The sequence below is a fragment of the Dokdonia pacifica genome (assembly GCF_900188275.1).
Classification (GTDB): Bacteria; Bacteroidota; Bacteroidia; order Flavobacteriales; family Flavobacteriaceae; genus Dokdonia; species Dokdonia pacifica.
The window spans coordinates 1,381,492-1,401,395 of sequence record NZ_FZNY01000001.1; the positions used below are offsets into that span (position 1 = coordinate 1,381,492).

Annotated in this window: 12 protein-coding genes; 7 read left to right on the top strand and 5 right to left on the bottom strand. The window is 34.9% G+C overall.

Going from position 1 to position 19,904, the window contains the following annotated elements:
* Positions 1-8: 8 nt before the first annotated feature.
* The gene (locus tag CHB80_RS06200) at positions 9-1,916 is read right to left on the bottom strand and encodes a DUF294 nucleotidyltransferase-like domain-containing protein (RefSeq protein WP_089370544.1); all 1,908 of its coding nucleotides are present in this window, start codon (positions 1,914-1,916) and stop codon (positions 9-11) included.
* 179 nt (positions 1,917-2,095) lie between these two features.
* Here CHB80_RS06200 and CHB80_RS06205 point away from each other — a divergent pair, with 179 nt between their 5' ends.
* Entirely contained in the window at positions 2,096-2,872 is a 777-nt protein-coding gene (locus tag CHB80_RS06205; protein ID WP_089370545.1) for an amidohydrolase, read from the top strand.
* On the opposite strand, the gene CHB80_RS06210 is transcribed toward CHB80_RS06205, so the two are convergent.
* Together CHB80_RS06210 and CHB80_RS06215 are read right to left on the bottom strand one after the other, a co-directional pair.
* Positions 2,869-4,434: an Ig-like domain-containing protein gene (locus CHB80_RS06210; protein ID WP_179218095.1), complete on the bottom strand. Its 1,566-nt coding sequence runs from the start codon at positions 4,432-4,434 to the stop codon at positions 2,869-2,871. The genes CHB80_RS06205 and CHB80_RS06210 overlap by 4 nt on opposite strands.
* Before the next feature lie 113 nt (positions 4,435-4,547).
* Positions 4,548-5,228 (bottom strand): ComF family protein, encoded by a 681-nt coding sequence (locus tag CHB80_RS06215; RefSeq protein ID WP_089370547.1) that lies wholly within the window; start codon positions 5,226-5,228, stop codon positions 4,548-4,550.
* 54 nt (positions 5,229-5,282) lie between these two features.
* Here CHB80_RS06215 and CHB80_RS06220 point away from each other — a divergent pair, with 54 nt between their 5' ends.
* The 4 genes from CHB80_RS06220 (at position 5,283) to CHB80_RS06235 (ending at position 13,840) form a co-directional block, all read left to right on the top strand.
* The gene (locus CHB80_RS06220) at positions 5,283-6,164 is read left to right on the top strand and encodes a coiled-coil domain-containing protein (protein ID WP_089370548.1); all 882 of its coding nucleotides are present in this window, start codon (positions 5,283-5,285) and stop codon (positions 6,162-6,164) included.
* Positions 6,165-6,324: 160 nt separating this feature from the next.
* Positions 6,325-7,860, top strand: coding sequence for a glycine--tRNA ligase (locus CHB80_RS06225; protein ID WP_089370549.1), 1,536 nt, complete (start codon positions 6,325-6,327; stop codon positions 7,858-7,860).
* A 133-nt stretch (positions 7,861-7,993) separates the two neighbouring features.
* Positions 7,994-10,663 (top strand): GEVED domain-containing protein, encoded by a 2,670-nt coding sequence (locus tag CHB80_RS06230; protein WP_089370550.1) that lies wholly within the window; start codon positions 7,994-7,996, stop codon positions 10,661-10,663.
* Positions 10,664-10,882: 219 nt separating this feature from the next.
* On the top strand, positions 10,883-13,840 hold the full coding sequence (locus CHB80_RS06235) for a GEVED domain-containing protein (RefSeq protein WP_089370551.1): 2,958 nt from the start codon (positions 10,883-10,885) through the stop codon (positions 13,838-13,840).
* A 256-nt stretch (positions 13,841-14,096) separates the two neighbouring features.
* Here the strand turns inward: CHB80_RS06235 and CHB80_RS06240 are convergent, their stop codons facing one another.
* Together CHB80_RS06240 and CHB80_RS06245 are read right to left on the bottom strand one after the other, a co-directional pair.
* Entirely contained in the window at positions 14,097-14,444 is a 348-nt protein-coding gene (locus tag CHB80_RS06240; RefSeq protein ID WP_089370552.1) for a hypothetical protein, read from the bottom strand.
* A 37-nt stretch (positions 14,445-14,481) separates the two neighbouring features.
* Complete coding sequence (locus tag CHB80_RS06245; RefSeq protein ID WP_089370553.1) at positions 14,482-17,919, bottom strand: hypothetical protein; 3,438 nt, start codon at positions 17,917-17,919, stop codon at positions 14,482-14,484.
* Between the two features lie 197 nt (positions 17,920-18,116).
* Here CHB80_RS06245 and CHB80_RS06250 point away from each other — a divergent pair, with 197 nt between their 5' ends.
* Positions 18,117-18,881, top strand: a complete 765-nt coding sequence (locus CHB80_RS06250; RefSeq protein WP_089370554.1) for an exodeoxyribonuclease III — start codon at positions 18,117-18,119, stop codon at positions 18,879-18,881.
* A 38-nt stretch (positions 18,882-18,919) separates the two neighbouring features.
* On the top strand, positions 18,920-19,903 hold the full coding sequence (locus CHB80_RS06255; protein ID WP_089370555.1) for an OmpA/MotB family protein: 984 nt from the start codon (positions 18,920-18,922) through the stop codon (positions 19,901-19,903).
* Position 19,904 lies beyond the last annotated feature (1 nt).

Consider the following 19,904-nt stretch of genomic DNA (forward strand, 5'->3'; position numbering starts at 1 on the left):
GTATGGGGTTAAATATTTTGTGTTTGATATCGTACACGAAGCACCTCCTGAACATCACGTAAAGGCTTGAAACATCGTTTTAATTTTAGCTTTTCAGCCTTTGTAAGTGCTTCTAGATTGATAAAGCGACCACTATCATTTTGAGCCATCCCTCTTTTAGTACGAAATTTTAATAATGCCCTAAAAGCATATGAGCAATTCTCAAATAGCTCTCTATTAGGCGCATCTATTGCTGCCAAAGCTGTAAAACGCTCTGAAGTGTTTTTGGTATGTAAAATACCTTGCCCAAGAGCTAGCACTCTTGCAGCATCACTTAAAGGAGCAATAGCTCTATGCTTTATGTCAAAAAAATCTTTATGCTCTCCATTAGATTCTACTATGAATTGTCTAAAGAAACTAATAGGCGGTAAGTTTTTAAGTGCATGTTTTGCCATATGGCGCAATACAACTTTTTGATGTGCAAGCTTTTCTGAAATATGATCTGTGAGTCCTTTTACTAATGTTTGATCTCCATACATAAACGTATAATCAAAGAAAATCCCTGAAAGAAGAATATTTTCTGGAGTAGGAGTTGTAATCCAAGTAGAAAACTGTGCTTCCCATTCTGAAAGAGAAAGACAATACAACGGATTACTAGCCATCATATCTGCAGGACAATAATCATATCCAATCTTGTGTAATCGTTTGTTCATTCTATTAGCAAGCTTTAAGAAATACTGCTTTACTTGTTCAGGATTTTCTGTATCGCTATTTGCATAGATCAGGGCATTATCTTGATCTGTATAAAGTAATTGTTCTTTTCTCCCTTGACTTCCTAATGCTAACCATGCAAAAGTAACAGGTGGTGTCGTTTCCATCTTACGCAGTGATAACTGCATCGTTTGATGTATGAGAGCATCTTTAAGTTCGCCAAATATTTTAAGAATTTGTGATAACGGGAGGTTTTGATCTAAATATCTTTTTAATAAAAGCATTGTTTTACTCCAAGCCTGTCGTAGATGTTTTGTACGTGTGGCTCGTTTTATTTCTTTAAGTAATCCAATGGGACTATTTGCAAAAGAAACCACAATATCATGCTTGCTTAAAATACCTACAATAGTTGTTTGAGGAGTTCCGTCTTTTGTGATCACTAGATGACTTATACCATGTGTAAGTAATATAAGCTGCGTTTGAGTCACATTAATATCTGGCGATGCACAAATGACAGGAGTGACCATCACCTCTTTTACCAAAGTAGTTGCTGTAAATTCTCCAGAAGCAATTACATTACGCAAATCTCTATTGGTGAGAATTCCAATGGGGATATTATTTTCTGAAATGACTAAACAGCTTATCTGATATTTCTTCATCTTACTAGCTGCTTCTTGAATAGAGATATCTTGCGAACTTTGAATTACTTTTTCTGTAAATCGAGCTTTGGAAACTCCGTAAATGTTTTGAGATCTCTCAGGATCATATTCACTTAGAAGTTGCCCACTATTCTCAAGGGTATATGGATCTTTTATATTAGAAGCAAAACTTGTGATGAGATAGTTAGAAACTGCCTTATTTTCTTTTGTAAGGGTCGCAAATGCTTCCATAGGAAGCGCATAGATAATTGTTTCTTCATTAGCAATAGCAGTCGTGCGATAAGAATCTTCCTTAGTAACTCGTAATCCTAATAAGTCACCTTCATCACAAATATCTACCGTCTTAATTCCTTGATGAGAAGGACGTGAGAGTTTTATAGCTCCTTGGTGTACAATGTAAAAGTGTGTGTTATAAGGAGCATCTCGCTTAAAAAGTATTTGATCTTTGTCCAAATACTGTACTTGTGCCAACTCGCAAATTTCTAACAAGTCTCTTTTTGCCATAAATTGGAATGGTGGAAACTGCTTTAAGAAATCATAGATACGATATGCAATCGTATTTTTCATTTATTTTAAGGTGCTTAAAATTAGTATGTACATAAGAGGCTTTTCAAAGTTACATAGAATTTGGACATTTAAAAATAATAAAGCTTACTTGTTAGTGCGATATAATCTTAATATTGCAATATTACATTTATGTAAAATGCAATATATTTATTTTTTAAACTTCTTGTATCTTTGGAGTTATGATAGATACACTTCAAATTGCCATTATTCAAACCCATCTTGTTTGGGAAAATGCTACAGCAAATCGTAAAAACTTAGAGGCTTTAGTAGCGCAAGTGTCTGATGAGGTGCAACTAATTATTTTACCGGAAATGTTTACAACAGGTTTTAGCATGGATCCTGTATCTCTTGCAGAGCCTATGGATGGAATTACTGTGCAATGGATGAAGAAATGGGCAAGCCAAAAAGATATAGCAATTTGTGGGAGTATCATTATAACAGAAAACAATAAGTATTATAACCGATTTCTTTTTGTAAAACCAGATGGCACTATAGACCATTATGACAAACGTCATCGATTTATGATGGCTGGAGAAGGTGAGTTATATACTGCTGGAGAAACTCAAGTTGTAATACCTTATAAAGGTTGGAAATTGTTTCCACAAATATGTTATGATTTACGCTTCCCTGTTTTTGCTCGTAACACAGTAGATTATGATGTTGTGATTTATGTAGCAAATTGGCCAAAACCTCGTGTAGCAGCGTGGGATGCTTTACTTAAGGCAAGAGCAATAGAAAACATGAGCTATGCGATAGGAGTAAATCGCATAGGGCTTGACGGGAATGGATTGGAGTACGTAGGCCACTCTGGAGTATATAATGTGTTAGGAGATGAGATTGCTTTCGCGAAAGCGGAAGAAAAAATAATCACAGCTACATTATCTAAAAGCCATATTGAAGCCACAAGAAAAAAATTACCTTTCCTTGAAGATAGAGATCAATTCACACTAGTTTAATCCTTTAATTCAAAAGTAGGAACGAGAGACCAACTGGCATTTACCTCAATAGCTTCCCCATAATGAATTACCTTTTCAGGTTGACGTTTTTTAAGATAGTTTCCAGTATCATAAATCTTATTGCCATTTGTATCTTCAATTAATTGTATCAGATAGGTAGCAGGTTTTAATGTAGTAAAGTCAAATACAGTTTCATTAGTGGTATAACGTTCTTGTATCACCTCTCCTTTTTGATCGGTAAGCTGAATGATATATGGGAAGTTTTTTGCATTGACTAACGTAAGTTTGATACTCCCGTAATCCGACGCTTCTTTTGTAGTAGAGGTGTAGGTTAATGTGTCATTTACATTTCCAAAAAAATCGGTCATAGCACCTGGTAATGCCAAGATAGAATATTTGGTTTTTTCTTCTGTTTTAAATGACAAAGAGAGTTTTGTATCTCTTTCTGAAAGAAGTAATTCATAATCTAAAGGAATAGAATCTCTAATTACCCTTATAAGGCTATCTTGTATTTTTTCTATAGGAATATTACTCGTTATTTCAAAAGGCGAATCTAGAACAAGTGTTCTTCCTGTTTTTGAAGAAAAGCGTAAGGAATCTACTTTAGGAGTACGTAGTTTTGCTACTAGCGTATCTCTATAGGTCGGTCCTGTTGCTTCAAAAACAAGAGAATCTATTTCGGGCTTCGGATCAAACCAATAGTACAAGGTATCTGAATTGATTTTTTGAGTGATTTTAGATCTAAAATTGGGAGGCGTTTCTGTAAGTAAATTTATAGCGATACTATCTATAGGTCCAGATACACCAAAAGTAATTCTATTGGAACCAGAATGTCTAGGTCGAGATGATTTGGTTTCAGGAACCTCTTTAAATAGCTTTAGCGTATATGAACTGTCATTAGGAACCGTTATAAACTCCTTTAAAAAAGCTACTTTATCTTTGTTAGGTTGAAATGTAAAATTGGCATCCTCATCTTTCATGGCAATGAGCATATATTCTCCCTCTTTTATATTCCCTATTTCAAATGTGGTAAGACTATCTAATGTATTAGTAACATAGCGAGGGCGTTCATTATAGATAATAGAATCATTAAATGTACTATCTATAGTATATAACATCACAGATACAAATTCATCAGGTTTTGTTTTTAATTCGTCAGTAATAGATCCTTTAACGGTAAGACTATCTATATAATCACCCGTAGAAAACACATATTTAAAATAAGAAAATGGGTTACTCTCATTATTATCTACAATACTTTGACCAAAGTTAAATACATAGGTTGTATTAGGTTCTAATGTGTCTTTAATTTCAATATTTACATATTTAGCAGCAGACCCTTGCGGAGAAATCACACTATTTTCTAAAGGTGGCGATACTATTAATTGCTTTTGATAATCTTTAAGCTTAATATATTCATCAAAATAGATGCGTATTCTATTACCATCAAAATTTGTAGTAAAATTAGGCGGTTCAGATTTAATAAACACAGGAGGAATGCTATCTTGAGGTCCTCCAGTAGGAGATCCTCTCTTTGCGCAATTCACTAAAGTAAGTGACATAAACACAATCATACCAACATAATAGAGGCACTTTTTTGCTTTCAAAATATATAGAGATGTAGTATTCATTTATGGTAACAAAGAAACAACTAATTTTTAGCCAAACGAAATACTTATTTCGCTATTGCCATTGTTGCAATACTTAACTTTATTTTAGGGATTTTTAGTAATTGTAATGCACATGCTTCTAAAGTAGCGCCAGTCGTTAGAATGTCATCTACTAATAAAATGTGCTTTCCTTCTAGCGCATGTTTATCTGTAATTGAAAAAGCATCTAGTACTTCATCACTTCTAGAAAAGCGCCCTTTAAAAACTTGTGTCTTGGTATTTTTAGATTTAATTAAAATATCATTTATATATGAAGCCTTAAGATGTTTTGATAAGGCAATAGCAAATCCTGTTACTTGATTATAACCACGCTTTTTTTTCTTTTTAGGGTGTATAGGAACAGGAATTATAGTATCTATAACTTGATATGAAGGCAATTCTGCTAGTTCTCTTCCTAACCAATCTCCTAAAAACGTACTGATCTCTTCTTTATCATTGTATTTTAAATTATGCAATAATTTTTGAACAGGACCTTTCTTTTCAAAATAGAGTAAGGCTGTTGCTTGTTCTAGCATAATACGACCATAAAATACTTTTTGAATAACACTGTCGTTATACAAATGAAACTGGGTAAGTGGTAAATAATGCCTGCATTGTGTGCAAATCATATATTCTGATGCTTGTAAGCTTTCAGAACACGCATAACAAGTCTTTGGAAATAAAAAATAGCGTAATGATTGCAACATGCATTTGTTATTTTTTTTCTAATTTAACCACTTTTCAAAGAATATAGAACTTCTATGGGTACTAAAAGTACTAAAAACACACTTCTTATACTTACTATACTACTTTGTTTAGTTGTTGTAGGCTTGGGAGCATACACTATAAAAGTTCACGGTGATATGCAAGAAAATGAATCTCGCCTTAAAGAAGAAAAAGCCATTATTGAGAGAGAACTCAAAGAAGAAATAAAGAAGTATAATGATATTTTAACCGAAAAGAATATCCTCTCAAACGAACTTTCTGATGCTAAGGAAAGCTTAGAAGCATTACAAAAACGATTAGATAGTAATGAAATAACCCAAGCTACAGTCAGGGCATATAGAATAGAACTCAATAAAATGCGCCGTGAGCGCGAACTATTATTTAAGCAAAATGATAGTCTTCTTAATGAAACAGAACGCTTAGCAAAACTCAATGAAGAAACACAAGATGCTTTAGAAAAAGTAGTAAAAGCTAAAAATGAACTAGAGAATGACAAGAGAGTTCTTGAAAATAAGATAAGTCTAGGAGCTCAGATAACGGCTAGTAATCTTATTGTAAGAGGTGTTATTCAGCGTAATAGCGGTAAGTTTTTTAATACTTCCAGAGCAAATCGTGCCAAAATGGTACGTATCTGTTATGAGGTAAATGAAAACAAATTAGCAAAACCAGGAGATCTTAACTTTTTTGTGCAAGTACTTAATAGCAAAGGCGAAATGATAGGAATTCCTAGAGAAGAAAAACTTTCTAATGGAGAGCGCATCCGTTTTAATTCGCGCACTACAATACCCTATAGTAATAAACCTTTTAACGTATGCGAGTTGGTGCTACCAGTACAAACTTTTGAAAAAGATGCTTACACTGTAAACGTATTTCATGAAGATAGACTCTTACTTACTTCCATACTTGAGTTAAAATAACACAATTTCAATTTCTTCAAATTAAGAGGTATCCCTATTTTTGCGATCTTATTATAAATAGTTACTCGTGTAATTACTTGTAAAAAGTATACGCTTTCGCGAAAGCGTATAAAGCAATAAAACAATATAGCAACAGCATAAAGAAATTAGAAAACAAGTTATGGCTAAGCAAGAAGATCAATTTAAGAAGGTAATCTCTCACGCAAAAGAATACGGGTATATTTTTGGAAGTAGTGAGATTTATGATGGATTAAGTGCGGTATATGATTATGGCCAGAATGGGGCAGAACTTAAAAAAAATATACGTGAGTACTGGTGGAAAAGTATGGTCAATATGCACCAAAATATTGTAGGACTTGATGCTGCTATATTTATGCACCCTACTACTTGGAAAGCTTCTGGTCACGTAGATGCATTTAGTGATCCACTCATAGATAATAAAGATTCTAAGAAGAGATATAGAGCCGATGTTTTGGTGGAAGATTATGCTGAAAAATTAAATATTAAAGCCGAAAAAGAAATTACAAAAGCTGCAAAGCGTTTTGGAGAAAGCTTTGATCGCGATCAATACGAGACTACAAATCCTCGTGTGATGGGATATCGTCAAAAACAAAAAGATGCTACTACTAGACTCGCTAGATTATTAGAAGCAGAAGATCTTGCAGGTGTAAAAGCACTTATAGAAGAACTAGAAATTGCTTGTCCAGAGTCAGGATCAAAAAATTGGACAGATGTACGCCAGTTTAATTTAATGTTTGGAACAAAACTAGGCGCCTCTGCAGAAACTGCTACAGATTTGTACTTACGTCCAGAAACAGCACAAGGGATCTTTGTTAATTTTTTAAATGTTCAGAAAACAGGAAGAATGAAAATTCCTTTTGGAATTGCTCAAACGGGAAAGGCATTTAGAAACGAAATTGTGGCAAGACAGTTTATTTTCCGTATGAGAGAATTTGAACAAATGGAAATGCAGTTTTTTGTACGTCCAGGAGAAGAAATGAAATGGTATGAATACTGGAAAGAAACTCGTTTAAAATGGCATAAGTCACTAGGGTTAGGAGAAGAGAATTATCGTTTTCATGATCATGAAAAATTAGCACATTATGCTAACGCTGCTGCAGATATAGAATTTAACTTCCCATTTGGATTTAAAGAATTGGAAGGGATACATTCTCGTACAGATTTTGATCTTAAAGCTCATGAGGAGCATTCAGGTAAAAAATTACAATTTTTTGATCCAGAGCTTAACGAAAGTTATGTTCCTTATGTAGTTGAAACCTCTATTGGTCTTGATCGTATGTTTTTAGCGGTGTTTTCTAAATCTCTACAAGAAGAGACATTAGAGGACGGAACATCTAGGGTGGTTTTAAAATTGCCTTCTATCCTTGCTCCTGTAAAAGCAGCGATCCTACCACTCGTTAAAAAAGATGGCTTGCCAGAAATAGCACAACAAATCGTAGATGATTTAAAGTTTGATTTTAATGTAATTTATGATGAAAAAGATGCAATAGGTCGCCGTTACCGTCGCCAAGATGCTGCAGGTACTCCTTTTTGTATTACGATAGATCACGACACTATTAAGGATCAAACAGTCACAATACGTCATCGCGATTCTATGAAGCAAGAACGAATAGCTATAAAAGATATTAAAGGAATTATTGAACAGCAAGTGAGTTTTAAAAACTGGATATTATAGTATAAAGTATTATGCATACATAGTTAAAACAAGGAATTGTGTGTCTTTTTATGTTGTAGTTAGCGAGATTTTAAGTAAATTTAGCAACTTTTTAACAAAAACTTTATACTAATAGACTAAAAAACTACACACGATGAGTAAGTTCATGAAACTAGTGGTAGTTGCATTATTAGCCTTCGGCTTTAATGCTACTGCTCAAGAGAAATTTCCAGCAGGAAGTAAAGGAACATTGCCTGCGCCAATATTGGTTCCTAGTATTGCAGACCAGATTAAAAATGGTACCGTAAAATACGCAGACAATACACCTCAATTAGGACACCCTAAAGGAAAACCAGGAAATAATGTTGTGCCAGGTAAAGGAGCATTAGAAGCACCAGATCCTTTAATTGAGTTACAGCGTAATACTGTACAAACTCGAATGAGAGCTCCAAACCTTATCTTTACAGCAGATATTTCTCAAGCTACACCATCTGATCCAACAGGAGCAGCAGGTGTAAACCAATACATGGCGGCTTGGAATAGTGCCTTTAGAATTTTTGATAAAGATGGAAATCCAGAATCAGCAGAACTTGCTTTAGGAACTATCTTTCCAGGAAATAATATTGGAGATCCGATTATCTTTTTTGATGCTGAAGCAGAAAATGGAGATGGAGAACCAAGAGGACGTTTTGTAATCACTGAGTTTGACAACAACCCTAATGGATTTAACGTAGCAGTATCTACAGGTCCAGATGCAATGACATCTGCTTGGCATGTATATACTACAGGTTTTGGAACAGGTGCTTTCCCTGATTATACTAAGTTTTCTGTATGGGGAGATTCTTATATCGTAACTGCAAACGTAAATAACGGAGCAAACGGAGATAGAGTATTTGCTGTTGAGCGTAATGAAATGTTACAAGGTAATGCTGCACAGTTTGTAGGATTCCCATTACCTGGAATCGCTACAAACGGTTTCTATAGTCCACAAGGATTCCATATTACTGATGATCAGCATCCAGATCCAGGAACACCAGCGCCAATTATTTACATGCAAGATGATGCATGGGCTGGAGTTACAGAAGATCACTTACAAATATGGGAAGCTACTATCGATTGGGCAAACCCAGCAAACCATGGTATTGTTTCTGCACAAGAAATAGGCCCTTCAGAAGGTTTAACTCCATTTGTATCTGTTTTTGATGGAGGAAGTTTCTCAAACAGACCACAACCAGGAGGTCCAGATCTAGATGTATTACAAGCAACTGTAATGAATCAAGTTCAGTACAGAAGATTCGGAACTCATAACTCTGTTGTACTTAACTTCGTTATTAATGATAATGTTAATCAAGCAGAATTAGCGGTAATCCGTTGGTATGAATTAAGACAACCTACGGGTGATGATACTGAGGATTGGGAAATATACCAAGAAGGTACGTATGTAGCACCAGATGGAAGAGATGCGTATTCTGGTAGTATGGTAATGAACACAGAAGGAGATATTGCTTTAGCATATTCATCTTCATCTGCTACAGATATGATTTCTATACGTTATACAGGACGTCAAAGTGATGATGCATTAAACGTAATGACATCTGCAGAAGAGCTTATCGCTCAAAGTACTGGTGCAAACCCATCTAACAGATTTGCAGATTATGTACAACTTACTATTGACCCAGTAGATGATACTTTCTGGCACATTGCAGAATATTTTGAACCTACACGTCGTGATGTAGTGGCAAACTTTGAATTATTAGAGCCAATGCCAGATGATATTGGAGTTTCAAGTATTGATGGTCCAATGAGTGGAGTTTTAACAAATGCAGAGGATATTACAGTATCTATCAGAAACTTTGGTAATAATGATATTACAGATCCTATGGTAAGTTACTCTGTAGATGGTGTTGAAGTAGCAACAGAAATGTTTTCTGGAACAATTACAGCAGGAACTACTGAGTCATATACTTTTACTGCTCAGGCTGATTTAGGAGTTGATGGTCAAACATATGAGATATTTGCGACTACACTTCTTTCAGGTGATTCTAACACAGATAATGATTCAAGTACTATAATGGTAACAAATTCAGTTCAGTTATGTGAACCAGTATCTAACTGTGCAGGATTTAATGATGGTGTAACAGAGTTACAACTAGCAGATCAAGATATTAGTGTAAACTGTGGCGCTACAGGTTATAGTGATGATCGTGATATCATATTTACATTTGATCCTGATGGACCAGGAGGTTTAGATGGTGTCTTACAAATGGGATTTGCTGATTCTATTTTTGCAATCTGGATTGATGTAAATGATAACGGAGTTTTTGAATCAGGTGAAGTTGTTGCTTCTGAGCAAGTAGCAAGTGCAGATACTGATTTTGCATTTACATTAGATCTATCAGCATTTACTGTTGAAGAATTATTAGGTGAGCACACAATGCGTGTAAGAGGAGAAGACGAAAGTACTGCTGGAGATGTATTAGATCCTTGTGGTGACTTAGCATTTGGTAGAACAAATGATTATACAGCATTCTTCGATCCTGCATTAAATGTAAATGAAGAAGTATTTGAAGCGTCTGATTTAGTAATTTCTACTTTAGATAATAATATATTCGATATCAACTTTATTACTCCATTTGATGGTAGAACAGCGATAAGTGTATTCAATTTAGCTGGTCAAAGACTAGTTTATAATAACCTTACTAAAGAAGGGAATCAATTTAACTATAACCTAGATATGTCATATGCGGCAGCGGGAGTATATTTAGTTCAATTTGATGCTATTGATGGAGGATCGCCAATTACTAAAAAGATTATTGTAAAATAAACAAGTGTAGTTTATTTAAAATAATACATAAATAATAAAAGCCCTGTCTTACTAAAGACAGGGCTTTCTTATTGTTAACTATCTTCAAAATAATATGTTATATAGTTTAATTGATATGTGAAATATTAATCAAATCGTAATAGTTTTAACTTTTTCTTTAGAAAAGTCTTTTTTTTTCGATACTTTTATCCTTCATAAATCCTATTAAAATAATATAACATGATTAGAAAACTAAAATTGGCAGTTATTGCCATGCTTGCTATTGGGTTTAACTCAATAGCTCAACAAGACACCGAAGCTCAAGGTGGTACCTTAGAGTATGTTGGTCACGCAGCATCTATGCGTATTGTGCCTTCAATGGCTTCAAGATCTTCTTCATTAATTCCAGCTCCTGAATGGAATGGTAAAGAGCCTAAAGATGGTAAATATGTAAGAGGAGTAAAAGCTGAAGTAGTACCAGGTAAAGATCCTCAAACAGAAAACGATAGACTTGCAGCTAATCCAGGTAGATTAGACAAAGCAATCCATTTAAACAGAAATTTAGAAAATGACTTTGTTGTAAATAACAATGTTGGTTCTCCTTCAGATCCAGCACTAGCTGTTGGACCTGATCACGTATTTATTGTATATAATACAGGATATATTATTTACGATAAAGATGGAAATGATCTTACGGGTCCTTTAAGTGTAAACAATATATTTTCAGCTGGAGGATGTTGTGATTTAACAGCTACATATGATAATAATGCTGATAGATGGGTGATTACGTATTTATTTGTAGGTGCAGGTCTAGAACTTGCTGTTTCTAGTGGGCCAGATCCTATTACTTCTACTTGGACGTTATTTTCATTCCCACAAATAAATGATTATAATAAAATGTCTAGATGGACAGACGGATATTATATTACAGATAATGGTGCAAATGATGTTTGGGTAATCGATAGAGATGCCGTATTAGCTGGAGATCCAGCAGCAAATATCCAAGGCTTCAATATAGCAGGAGTGCAAGGACAAGGTTTTACAAGTGCTCAAGTAGCAAATATTACAGATGATGTAATGCCTACTACAGGAGGTGCTCCTTTAGTGTATATGAGAGATGATGGTTTTGCGGGTGTCACTACAGATGCTATTAATATTTGGACACTAGATATTGATTTTGATACACCAGCAAACTCTACTGTTTCTGCTCCAGAAGTATTTGCAGATCCAGTGATAACACCATTTATTAATGTATTTGATGGAGGTGGGTTTAGTAATTTAACGCAACCAGGAGGAGGAATTCCTATTGATGCACTTCAGTCAACGATTATGAATCAGATGCAGTTTAGAAAATTTGCTACTCATAACTCACTGATATTTAACTTTGTTGTAGATACCGATGCTAGTGCAGGAGAACTTGCAGGAATTCGTTGGTATGAGTTTCGCCAGACAGTAGATGGTGGTCCTTGGTCATTAGAACAAGAAGGCACCTATACTGCACCAGATGGAAGACATGCATGGAATGGAAGTATGGCAATGGATAATCAAGGGAATATCGGAATGGGATATTCTTCTATGGCAGGGCCTACAACACCAAACCCTACAGATTTTAGAGTAGGAGCTTATTATACAGGACAATTAGGAACTAGTACGCCTGGCGTAATGAATGTTGCTGAAGAATTTATTGGTAGTGCTGGAAATATTGCAGGACTTAGATTTGGAGATTATGCAAAAGCAGATGTTGATCCAAGCAATGATAAAGAATTCTGGTTCATTACTGAATATCAAAATACAAACCATGTAGCTGTATTCCAAATTCAATCAGATTTTGATAATGATATAGGAGTGGTAGCTATTGATACTCCAGTAGATGGAGATTTAGCAGCACCTCAAGATGTGACGGTAACTATTTTTAATTTTGGTCTTAATGATGCATCTGGTTTTGATGTTACGTATTCAATTGATGGAACAACGGTTGCAACAGAAGCTTTCCCTGGAACAATCGCTGGCGGAGCTAGTGAGCAGTATACATTTACTGCACAAGGAGATTTCTCTGTAGTAGGTCAAACATATGAGATCACAGCAGCTACAGTTTATGGAGCAGATGAGTTTAATGAAAATGATGCTACAACAAGAAATGTAACCCACCTTAATCCTGATGATGTAGGAGCAATTAGTATTACAGCAACACCATCTGATGCTGCACAAGTAACTATTGAAATTGAAAACTTTGGTACGGCAACACAAACATCTATTCCTGTATTTTATACATTAGATGGAAACACGGTTCAGGAAACGTATACAGGGTCTATTGCTCTTGGAGAAACAGATACCTACACATTTACAACAACAGAAGACCTTTCTGCATTAGGAGATTATGTGTTTACTGCGGGAACTGAACTTGCAGGCGATGCAGATGAGACTAATGATGATGTAACAGCTACAATAACAAACGCTATTTGTGAGCCTGAGTCTAATTGCGCAGGATTTGATGATGGAGTTACTCAAATTCAATTAGCAGATCAAGATATTGCTACAAATTGTGGAGGTTCTCCAGCAGGATATAGCGATGATACAGATATCATATTTAACTTTGTGCTAGATGAAAATCCATTTGAAGGCGTATTACAAGTAGGTTTTAATGCTTCTACATTTGCTATCTGGATTGATTTTAACGATAACAATTCTTTTGAAGCAGATGAGCTAGTTGTTACAGATTTAGTTGCGAATGCAAATAGTGACTTTGCATTTACTGTAGACTTCTCTACAGTTGCTGCAGATGTCACTCCAGGAATGCACAGAATGAGATTGAGAGGAGAAGATGATGATCAAGCTGGAGATCTTTTAGATCCTTGTGATGATTTAGCATTTGGTAGAACGAATGACTATACGGCTAATATTAGTGGTACTTTAGGAACTACAGATGAGTTATTTGCAACTACAGATTTACAAGTACACTCTTTAGGAAATGATCAGTTTGAAGTAGTATTTAACAACACTTCGAGTTTCACAGAAAAACTTCCTATTGCTGTATACAATACATTAGGTCAAACATTAGCATATTACACTGTTGATAATAACGGTGGAGGATATACAAAAACCATAGATATGTCTTATGTGTCTGATGGAGTTTATTTTATAAAAGTGGGTAATGCCGATTTAAATAAAGTAAAAAGAATTTTAGTGGGAGCTAACTAAGTCTAGTTCTTATCTATACTTTAAAAAGGATGAAAGTGTAACTTTCATCCTTTTTCTTTTGTACTAAATATATAAATTGATTCTTTCGTTTTGCGCTTTATCGCTTTGCTTTTCCTATGGTCATGAATCTCACGAGTTCGCTTTCGCGAAAGCGTACCAATAATGAGTAAAGTATATATAAAAATAGGTCTAACTCAGAAACCGAATTAAACCTATTTTACGATGGTGTTTTTAATTTCTTTTAAGAATATAGTAGTTATTCTTTTGCAACTCGCATTTCCTCTATAGATACCGGATTTGCTTTTGTACAACGATTCATCATACGTAATCCTCTAAATTTAAAATAGACAGCCATGCCATCTTTTTTGTAGCTGTCTTCTAAGTTAATAGGATCATAATACAATCCATCTTTTAACTTGATGGTATACTCGCAATCATCTTTTTCTTTAGAATAAGCAATGATACCACTTGTGTATCCAGTTGGGTCAAATGCCTCCTCAGCTACTTTTTCTTCAATGTTATCTTTTGCCACTTTTTCTGTGTTTTTGCAGGAATTAAAACATAGCAATGCTACAGTTCCCAATACTAATAGTGTAGTTTTCATAATGGTTTGATTTTAAAAATTAAAGGTCGTAAAAATTTTAGAATAACGCTTTTAATTGAATATTTCCTGTGTGTATGGTTCTAGAATCTTCACTTTTTCTACCAAAATAGGAGATGTTTAAATCTAAAAATTTAGTCAATCTTTTTTGAGCAATTAGGTTCCATGTAAAATTGGTACCTGGTTGCAAACCTTCTAGTATCTGATACGCAACAGGACTAAAAGCACTTCCTTCAAATTGATTGTCTATATAATTAAATTCTCCCATAAGAGATAGCTTCTCACCATCTGCTATCGCAAAAGAAGTGCCAAAACTATTTTGCTGTAGCGCTTCTAGTCCTCCATTGGTGTTCTTTTTATCTTGATATGTGTAAAATAAAGATACCCTAGAAGTCTTACTTATGAGGTATGAAATCTTAGGATTTGCATTGGTATTGTCAATACTAAAATTTCTAGATGGAAAATTTTCTGCAACACTTTTTGTTGTTCCAGTTTCTCCTTTAAAATTAAAAAGCCAACTCTCTTTTATTTTATGTAAAAAATTAATTTGATGTGTTTCTAATTCGTTATCCTGAAGCCCGGTTGAAAGTAAATTAGTAGATTGATTAGAAATATAACTATACGTTGTGGTATAGTTTTGTTTTCCGCGATTAAAGGTAAATGCATTACGAAAATTCAAACCTAATCCTATTTCATTTTCATCGGCTTCAAATGGATTGATTGTAAAGCTTTCTCCTTCGCGCAAAGCCCTTCTGTCTATACTGTAGTTGGTTTGGTTGTAAAAGTGTGATAAAACCTTCTTAAATCCCTTCTGGCCATTCCATTGTTGAGGATTAATCGTTAATTGGCTACTTAATTTATTCTGATGTGTCTGTAGGAAAATTTGATTAGGTAATAAGACACGTATAAAATCGGCTTGATCTTGAAACTGAGCAAGATCAAATTCTTCTAATTGCTGAATACCATCCCCATTAAAATCATTCCAAGTATGTGTACCCTGTCCTTCATCTACCGCAATAAATGTAAACTCCTGTTGTGGTTGAGTGCCGCTATTGGTTTCAAAAACAGTATTAAGTCTGATAATGTCTTTTGCAAAGCGCTGATCATATAATAATCTTGAGTTTAATGAATTTTGAGTTTCTATAGCAGTATCTTCAAACGCCAAGGTTCTATAGTTTACAAAAAGAGACAAATTGGTTTTTTTATTCTTTACCAGTTGAGATTTTAAAAAATAAGTATTTGAGGTATTTACGCGTTGTATGCTATTTGCTCGTAAACTATCATTGATTCGATACCGGTAGCCCGCCTCTATATAGACATTTGTACTATCACCCACACCCACAAAACCTTCATATAGTTGAAATCGCTGACTGTCGGGAGTAATAGAATCATTTGCCTTTGTTATTCTCACATTATCTTCCGTATAAAATTTACCTCCTACCCAAGCTTTTTTAAGATCATATACTGCACTACTGTATAATTTGGAGAAGTTGGAAGTCACATTCAGGTCGTTTGTATTTAAGATACTTCCTGTAATAGCTCCTTTTACTTTTTTAGAATGAATAGTACTTGCAACTGAATGCCTCGTTCCTGAATACGTAGTATTAAAATCTAGATTTTCAAAACTATATATGATAGAGCCTAGTTTATTATTCTGATATCGTAAGCCTGTGGTCAAAAAACTTTGATTTCCTGTTATAATAAGTCCATTTCCATTAGTGTTTTGAAGCCCTGTGTCTATATTCCAATCACGGTTAAACTCTACATTATATAAACCTTCAACATTGGTAAAACTTTCTTGAATATAATCCCATTTTCCAAAAGCCTCCAATGTAGCAGTGCTGTCTTTTTTAAACAATTGCTGTTTTGCATTGATATGTGTTGCAAATGCATTGTTATCATCATCATCGAGATTAGAAAAAAGATTTAAGTCATTTTTACTTCCCGCAGCTTCAAAAGAAATAGCTGTTTTTTCTGAAGGGGTATAACTTCCATTAACAATAGCAAGCTGTAATAAGGTAGGCGCAAAAAGTCTAATTTGAGGAGCAAAAGAGCCTTGAGAAACCCCATCAATAGGGGCGACATATTCAAAAGTGCGTCGTAATGTATTAGTGGTGCTTAAAATATAATCACCTTGATTAGGTCCTACATTTGTAAATCGAACATTAAATAGTTCTTCTTCGGGATCGGTACTAAATTCAAATACATCTACACCATTTACAGTAATCTGACGGTATAAAACTTTATTATCACTAAAGGTGTCTGGCACGGCACTTTGAGCAACCATTTGGTTTGGATCGTCACCAGCATTGGCAAGTACAGCGACTTGAGCCTCACTAAGTGTTTGCTGTAAAGGTTGGTTTTTGGCATCAGATTCAGAATACACTTGTGCGGCAATCTTAAAAGTATCGCTTTCGCGAAAGCTACCACCTCCATACGCCACAAAACGAGTAAAATTGCGCTCACTAAACTGATAATCTACCGTAATACGCATCTCACTGGTGATGGGAAATGTAGAATTAAAACGAATCTCACCTGCATTATAATCAATGATATAATCTTTTGCTTCGCCACGTTCCAGAAGAATTCCATTTACATATACAGCCTCACTTCCAGACACAATCAAAACGAAAAGTTCGCCATTAGGCCCTGTAAGTTTATAAGGCCCTTGATTTCCTTCTTGCCCAGTAAATACACTAGTATTAAAAACTCCTCTTACTAGAGCGCCTGTTGCAAATAGGTTTGTCTTACTATCTTCAGAATGGTTAATGTCTCCACGTAAAGACAAGCCCTGTATTTTTTTAGTAAACTGTCCGTAATAAGATTCGGTGTCTTGAAGATTAATATCTCCTGCTCGAATATTCCAATTGTCACTAAAAAGCTCAATAAATATTTGATCAAACTCATCTAAATTTTGAGAAAAACCACCTTCCTGACTAGGGATATTAGCGTCCTGTATAGAAGCTCGTAGCGTAACTTTATCACTTAGTTTTCCACTTAATTGTAAATCTAATTCAGAATTTACAGTGCTATTTTGATTGCTTCCTACCGTGACACCTCGTACAATACTACCACTTGTATTTAAACCATTAAAGGGTGTAAAACCTTTTCGTTTTTTTTGATTTCTTAGATTGGTAAGACGATCTAAATTCCCAGAGCTACTAACAATACGTTTCTTATCAAATTGCACATATTTTCGAGTAAGAAAATTGGGATATACCCTGTAGGTGATCACTAAAGTGTCTGTAGGGATGGTTTCTTTCGCTTTAAGCGAAAGCAAACTATTGGGATAATCAATCGTATATTTTGTACTATCTAACGTAGCACCTTCTCGTGTTGTGATTTTAAACAAAGAAGGGTTGATACTAACCGAATCTAATTGTATGGAATCTCGTAAAGGAATTCTTTTGGTGCGTACCTCTTGAGCTACAAGTGTAGCTGCGCATAAGAAGAAAAACAAAAAGTAAAGATTCCGCATTATAACTAGAACTCTCTTGTATTAAAAATATTTTGTGGGTATTACAAATCAAAGGTAAACTTTATAGCCTTTTTAACTTGATATGTTCACTACTTTTATAAATTAGCATTTTAACATTTTTAATGCGAGAACGCAGTGGTTAGACACGTTCTCAATTTTATAAGTATTATATTAAATAACTATTAAAATTTAAACGTGTGAAAATTATTTCTTACAATGTAAACGGTATTCGTGCCGCACTCCGAAAAGGATTTGATACTTGGCTACAAGCTACAAACCCAGATGTTGTCCTAATTCAAGAGACAAAAGCAACTGTAGATCAAGTAGATGTGGCTGTTTTTGAAGCATTAGGATATCACCATTATTGGTTTAGTGCACAAAAAAAAGGCTATAGCGGAGTGGCTATTTTAACCAAGCAAAAACCCAATCATGTCGAGTATGGTACAGGCATAGAATCTATGGATTTTGAAGGTCGTAACATCCGCGTAGACTTTGATAACGTATCTGTAATGAGTCTGTATTTACCATCAGGTACCAATAGCGCTCGTTTAGATCATAAGCTAGAATACATGGATTTATTCCAATCGTATATTTCTGACTTAACAAAAGAATATCCAAATCTTGTGATAGGAGGGGATTACAATATCTGTCACGAAGCCATAGATATACACGACCCAATACGCAATAAAAATACAAGTGGATTTTTACCTGTAGAGCGAGAATGGATTGGTAATTTTATGAAAAGTGGTTTTGTAGATTCTTTCCGTCACTTAAATAAAGAACCTGATAATTATACTTGGTGGAGCTATCGTGCCAATGCCAGAGCAAATAATAAAGGATGGCGTATCGATTACAATATGGTAAGTGTCCCTTTAAAAGATAAAATTGCACGCGCTGTTATTTTAAAAGACGCTATGCATAGTGATCATTGTCCGCATATGGTTGAATTATCACTCCCATAAATCAAAAACAATAATAACCCAAAAATTGAGAATACCTAATGATAAAGAAAGTCCTACTCCTGTGCCTTGCTGGAATTACCTTAAATTCTTGTGTTTCAAAAAAAGTCTTTGAAGACCTTGAGTCAAAATATGCACGACTTCGTAAAGAAAATCGTAATCTGTCAAGTGATCTCGCTTCCGCGAAAAAAGACTTAGCTAAGCTGACTGCAGATTATGACGCAGCTTCGGTAGAACTCGATGCCGCAAAATCTTCTTTGGCTACGTATAAAACTAATTATGAAAGTGCGCAAGCACAGTTAGCAGCTTTGCAAGCCTCTTACGATGCTTTGGAAGCGAATAGTAGTGCAAGTATTGCAGCAAATTCAAAGAAAAATAGAGAACTCCTTGCAGAGTTAGAAGTAAAACAAGCAGCTCTTGCCGCAAATAAAGAAGCTTTGGAAGCAGAGCGCAAACGACTAGAGCAATTACAAAAAGACCTTGCAGATCGCTCTAATCGTATTGATGAATTAGAAGCTGTAATTGCAGCAAAAGATGCCAACTTACGAAACCTAAAAGATGCGATATCAAAAGCACTTACAGATTTTGAAGGGAAAGGACTTACTGTAGAGCAAAGAGATGGGAAAGTCTATGTGTCTTTAGAAAACAAACTCCTTTTTGATAGCGGGAGCTGGACCGTTGGAGCAAACGGAAGAACAGCCGTAAAGCAATTAGGAAATGTATTAGGAGACAACCCCGATATTGCGGTATTGATAGAAGGACATACTGATAATGTACCTTATTCTGGAAGTGGAAACTTAAAAGGAAACTGGGACTTGTCAGCAAAAAGAGCCACAGCCATTGTCAATATATTACGAGAAAATAAAAGTATAGATCCAAAAAACTTAACGGCCGCAGGTCGTGGAGAATATGCGCCCGTAGCTCCTAATGATACTGCCGAAAACAAAGCGAAAAATAGACGTATCGAAGTGATTTTAACACCAAAACTTGATGAAGTCACTGCGTTATTACAAGATATAGATTAAG

What these genes read in the sequence shown, in the direction of transcription:
- CHB80_RS06210 (WP_179218095.1), bottom strand. Translation starts at nt 4,434, where the DNA reads ATGTCACTTACTTTAGTGAATTGCGCAAAGAGAGGATCTCCTACTGGA.
- CHB80_RS06255 (WP_089370555.1), top strand. Translation starts at nt 18,920, where the DNA reads ATGATAAAGAAAGTCCTACTCCTGTGCCTTGCTGGAATTACCTTAAAT.
- CHB80_RS06245 (WP_089370553.1), bottom strand. Translation starts at nt 17,919, where the DNA reads ATGCGGAATCTTTACTTTTTGTTTTTCTTCTTATGCGCAGCTACACTT.
- CHB80_RS06230 (WP_089370550.1), top strand. Translation starts at nt 7,994, where the DNA reads ATGAGTAAGTTCATGAAACTAGTGGTAGTTGCATTATTAGCCTTCGGC.
- CHB80_RS06215 (WP_089370547.1), bottom strand. Translation starts at nt 5,228, where the DNA reads ATGTTGCAATCATTACGCTATTTTTTATTTCCAAAGACTTGTTATGCG.
- CHB80_RS06225 (WP_089370549.1), top strand. Translation starts at nt 6,325, where the DNA reads ATGGCTAAGCAAGAAGATCAATTTAAGAAGGTAATCTCTCACGCAAAA.
- CHB80_RS06235 (WP_089370551.1), top strand. Translation starts at nt 10,883, where the DNA reads ATGATTAGAAAACTAAAATTGGCAGTTATTGCCATGCTTGCTATTGGG.
- CHB80_RS06240 (WP_089370552.1), bottom strand. Translation starts at nt 14,444, where the DNA reads ATGAAAACTACACTATTAGTATTGGGAACTGTAGCATTGCTATGTTTT.
- CHB80_RS06205 (WP_089370545.1), top strand. Translation starts at nt 2,096, where the DNA reads ATGATAGATACACTTCAAATTGCCATTATTCAAACCCATCTTGTTTGG.
- CHB80_RS06220 (WP_089370548.1), top strand. Translation starts at nt 5,283, where the DNA reads ATGGGTACTAAAAGTACTAAAAACACACTTCTTATACTTACTATACTA.
- CHB80_RS06200 (WP_089370544.1), bottom strand. Translation starts at nt 1,916, where the DNA reads ATGAAAAATACGATTGCATATCGTATCTATGATTTCTTAAAGCAGTTT.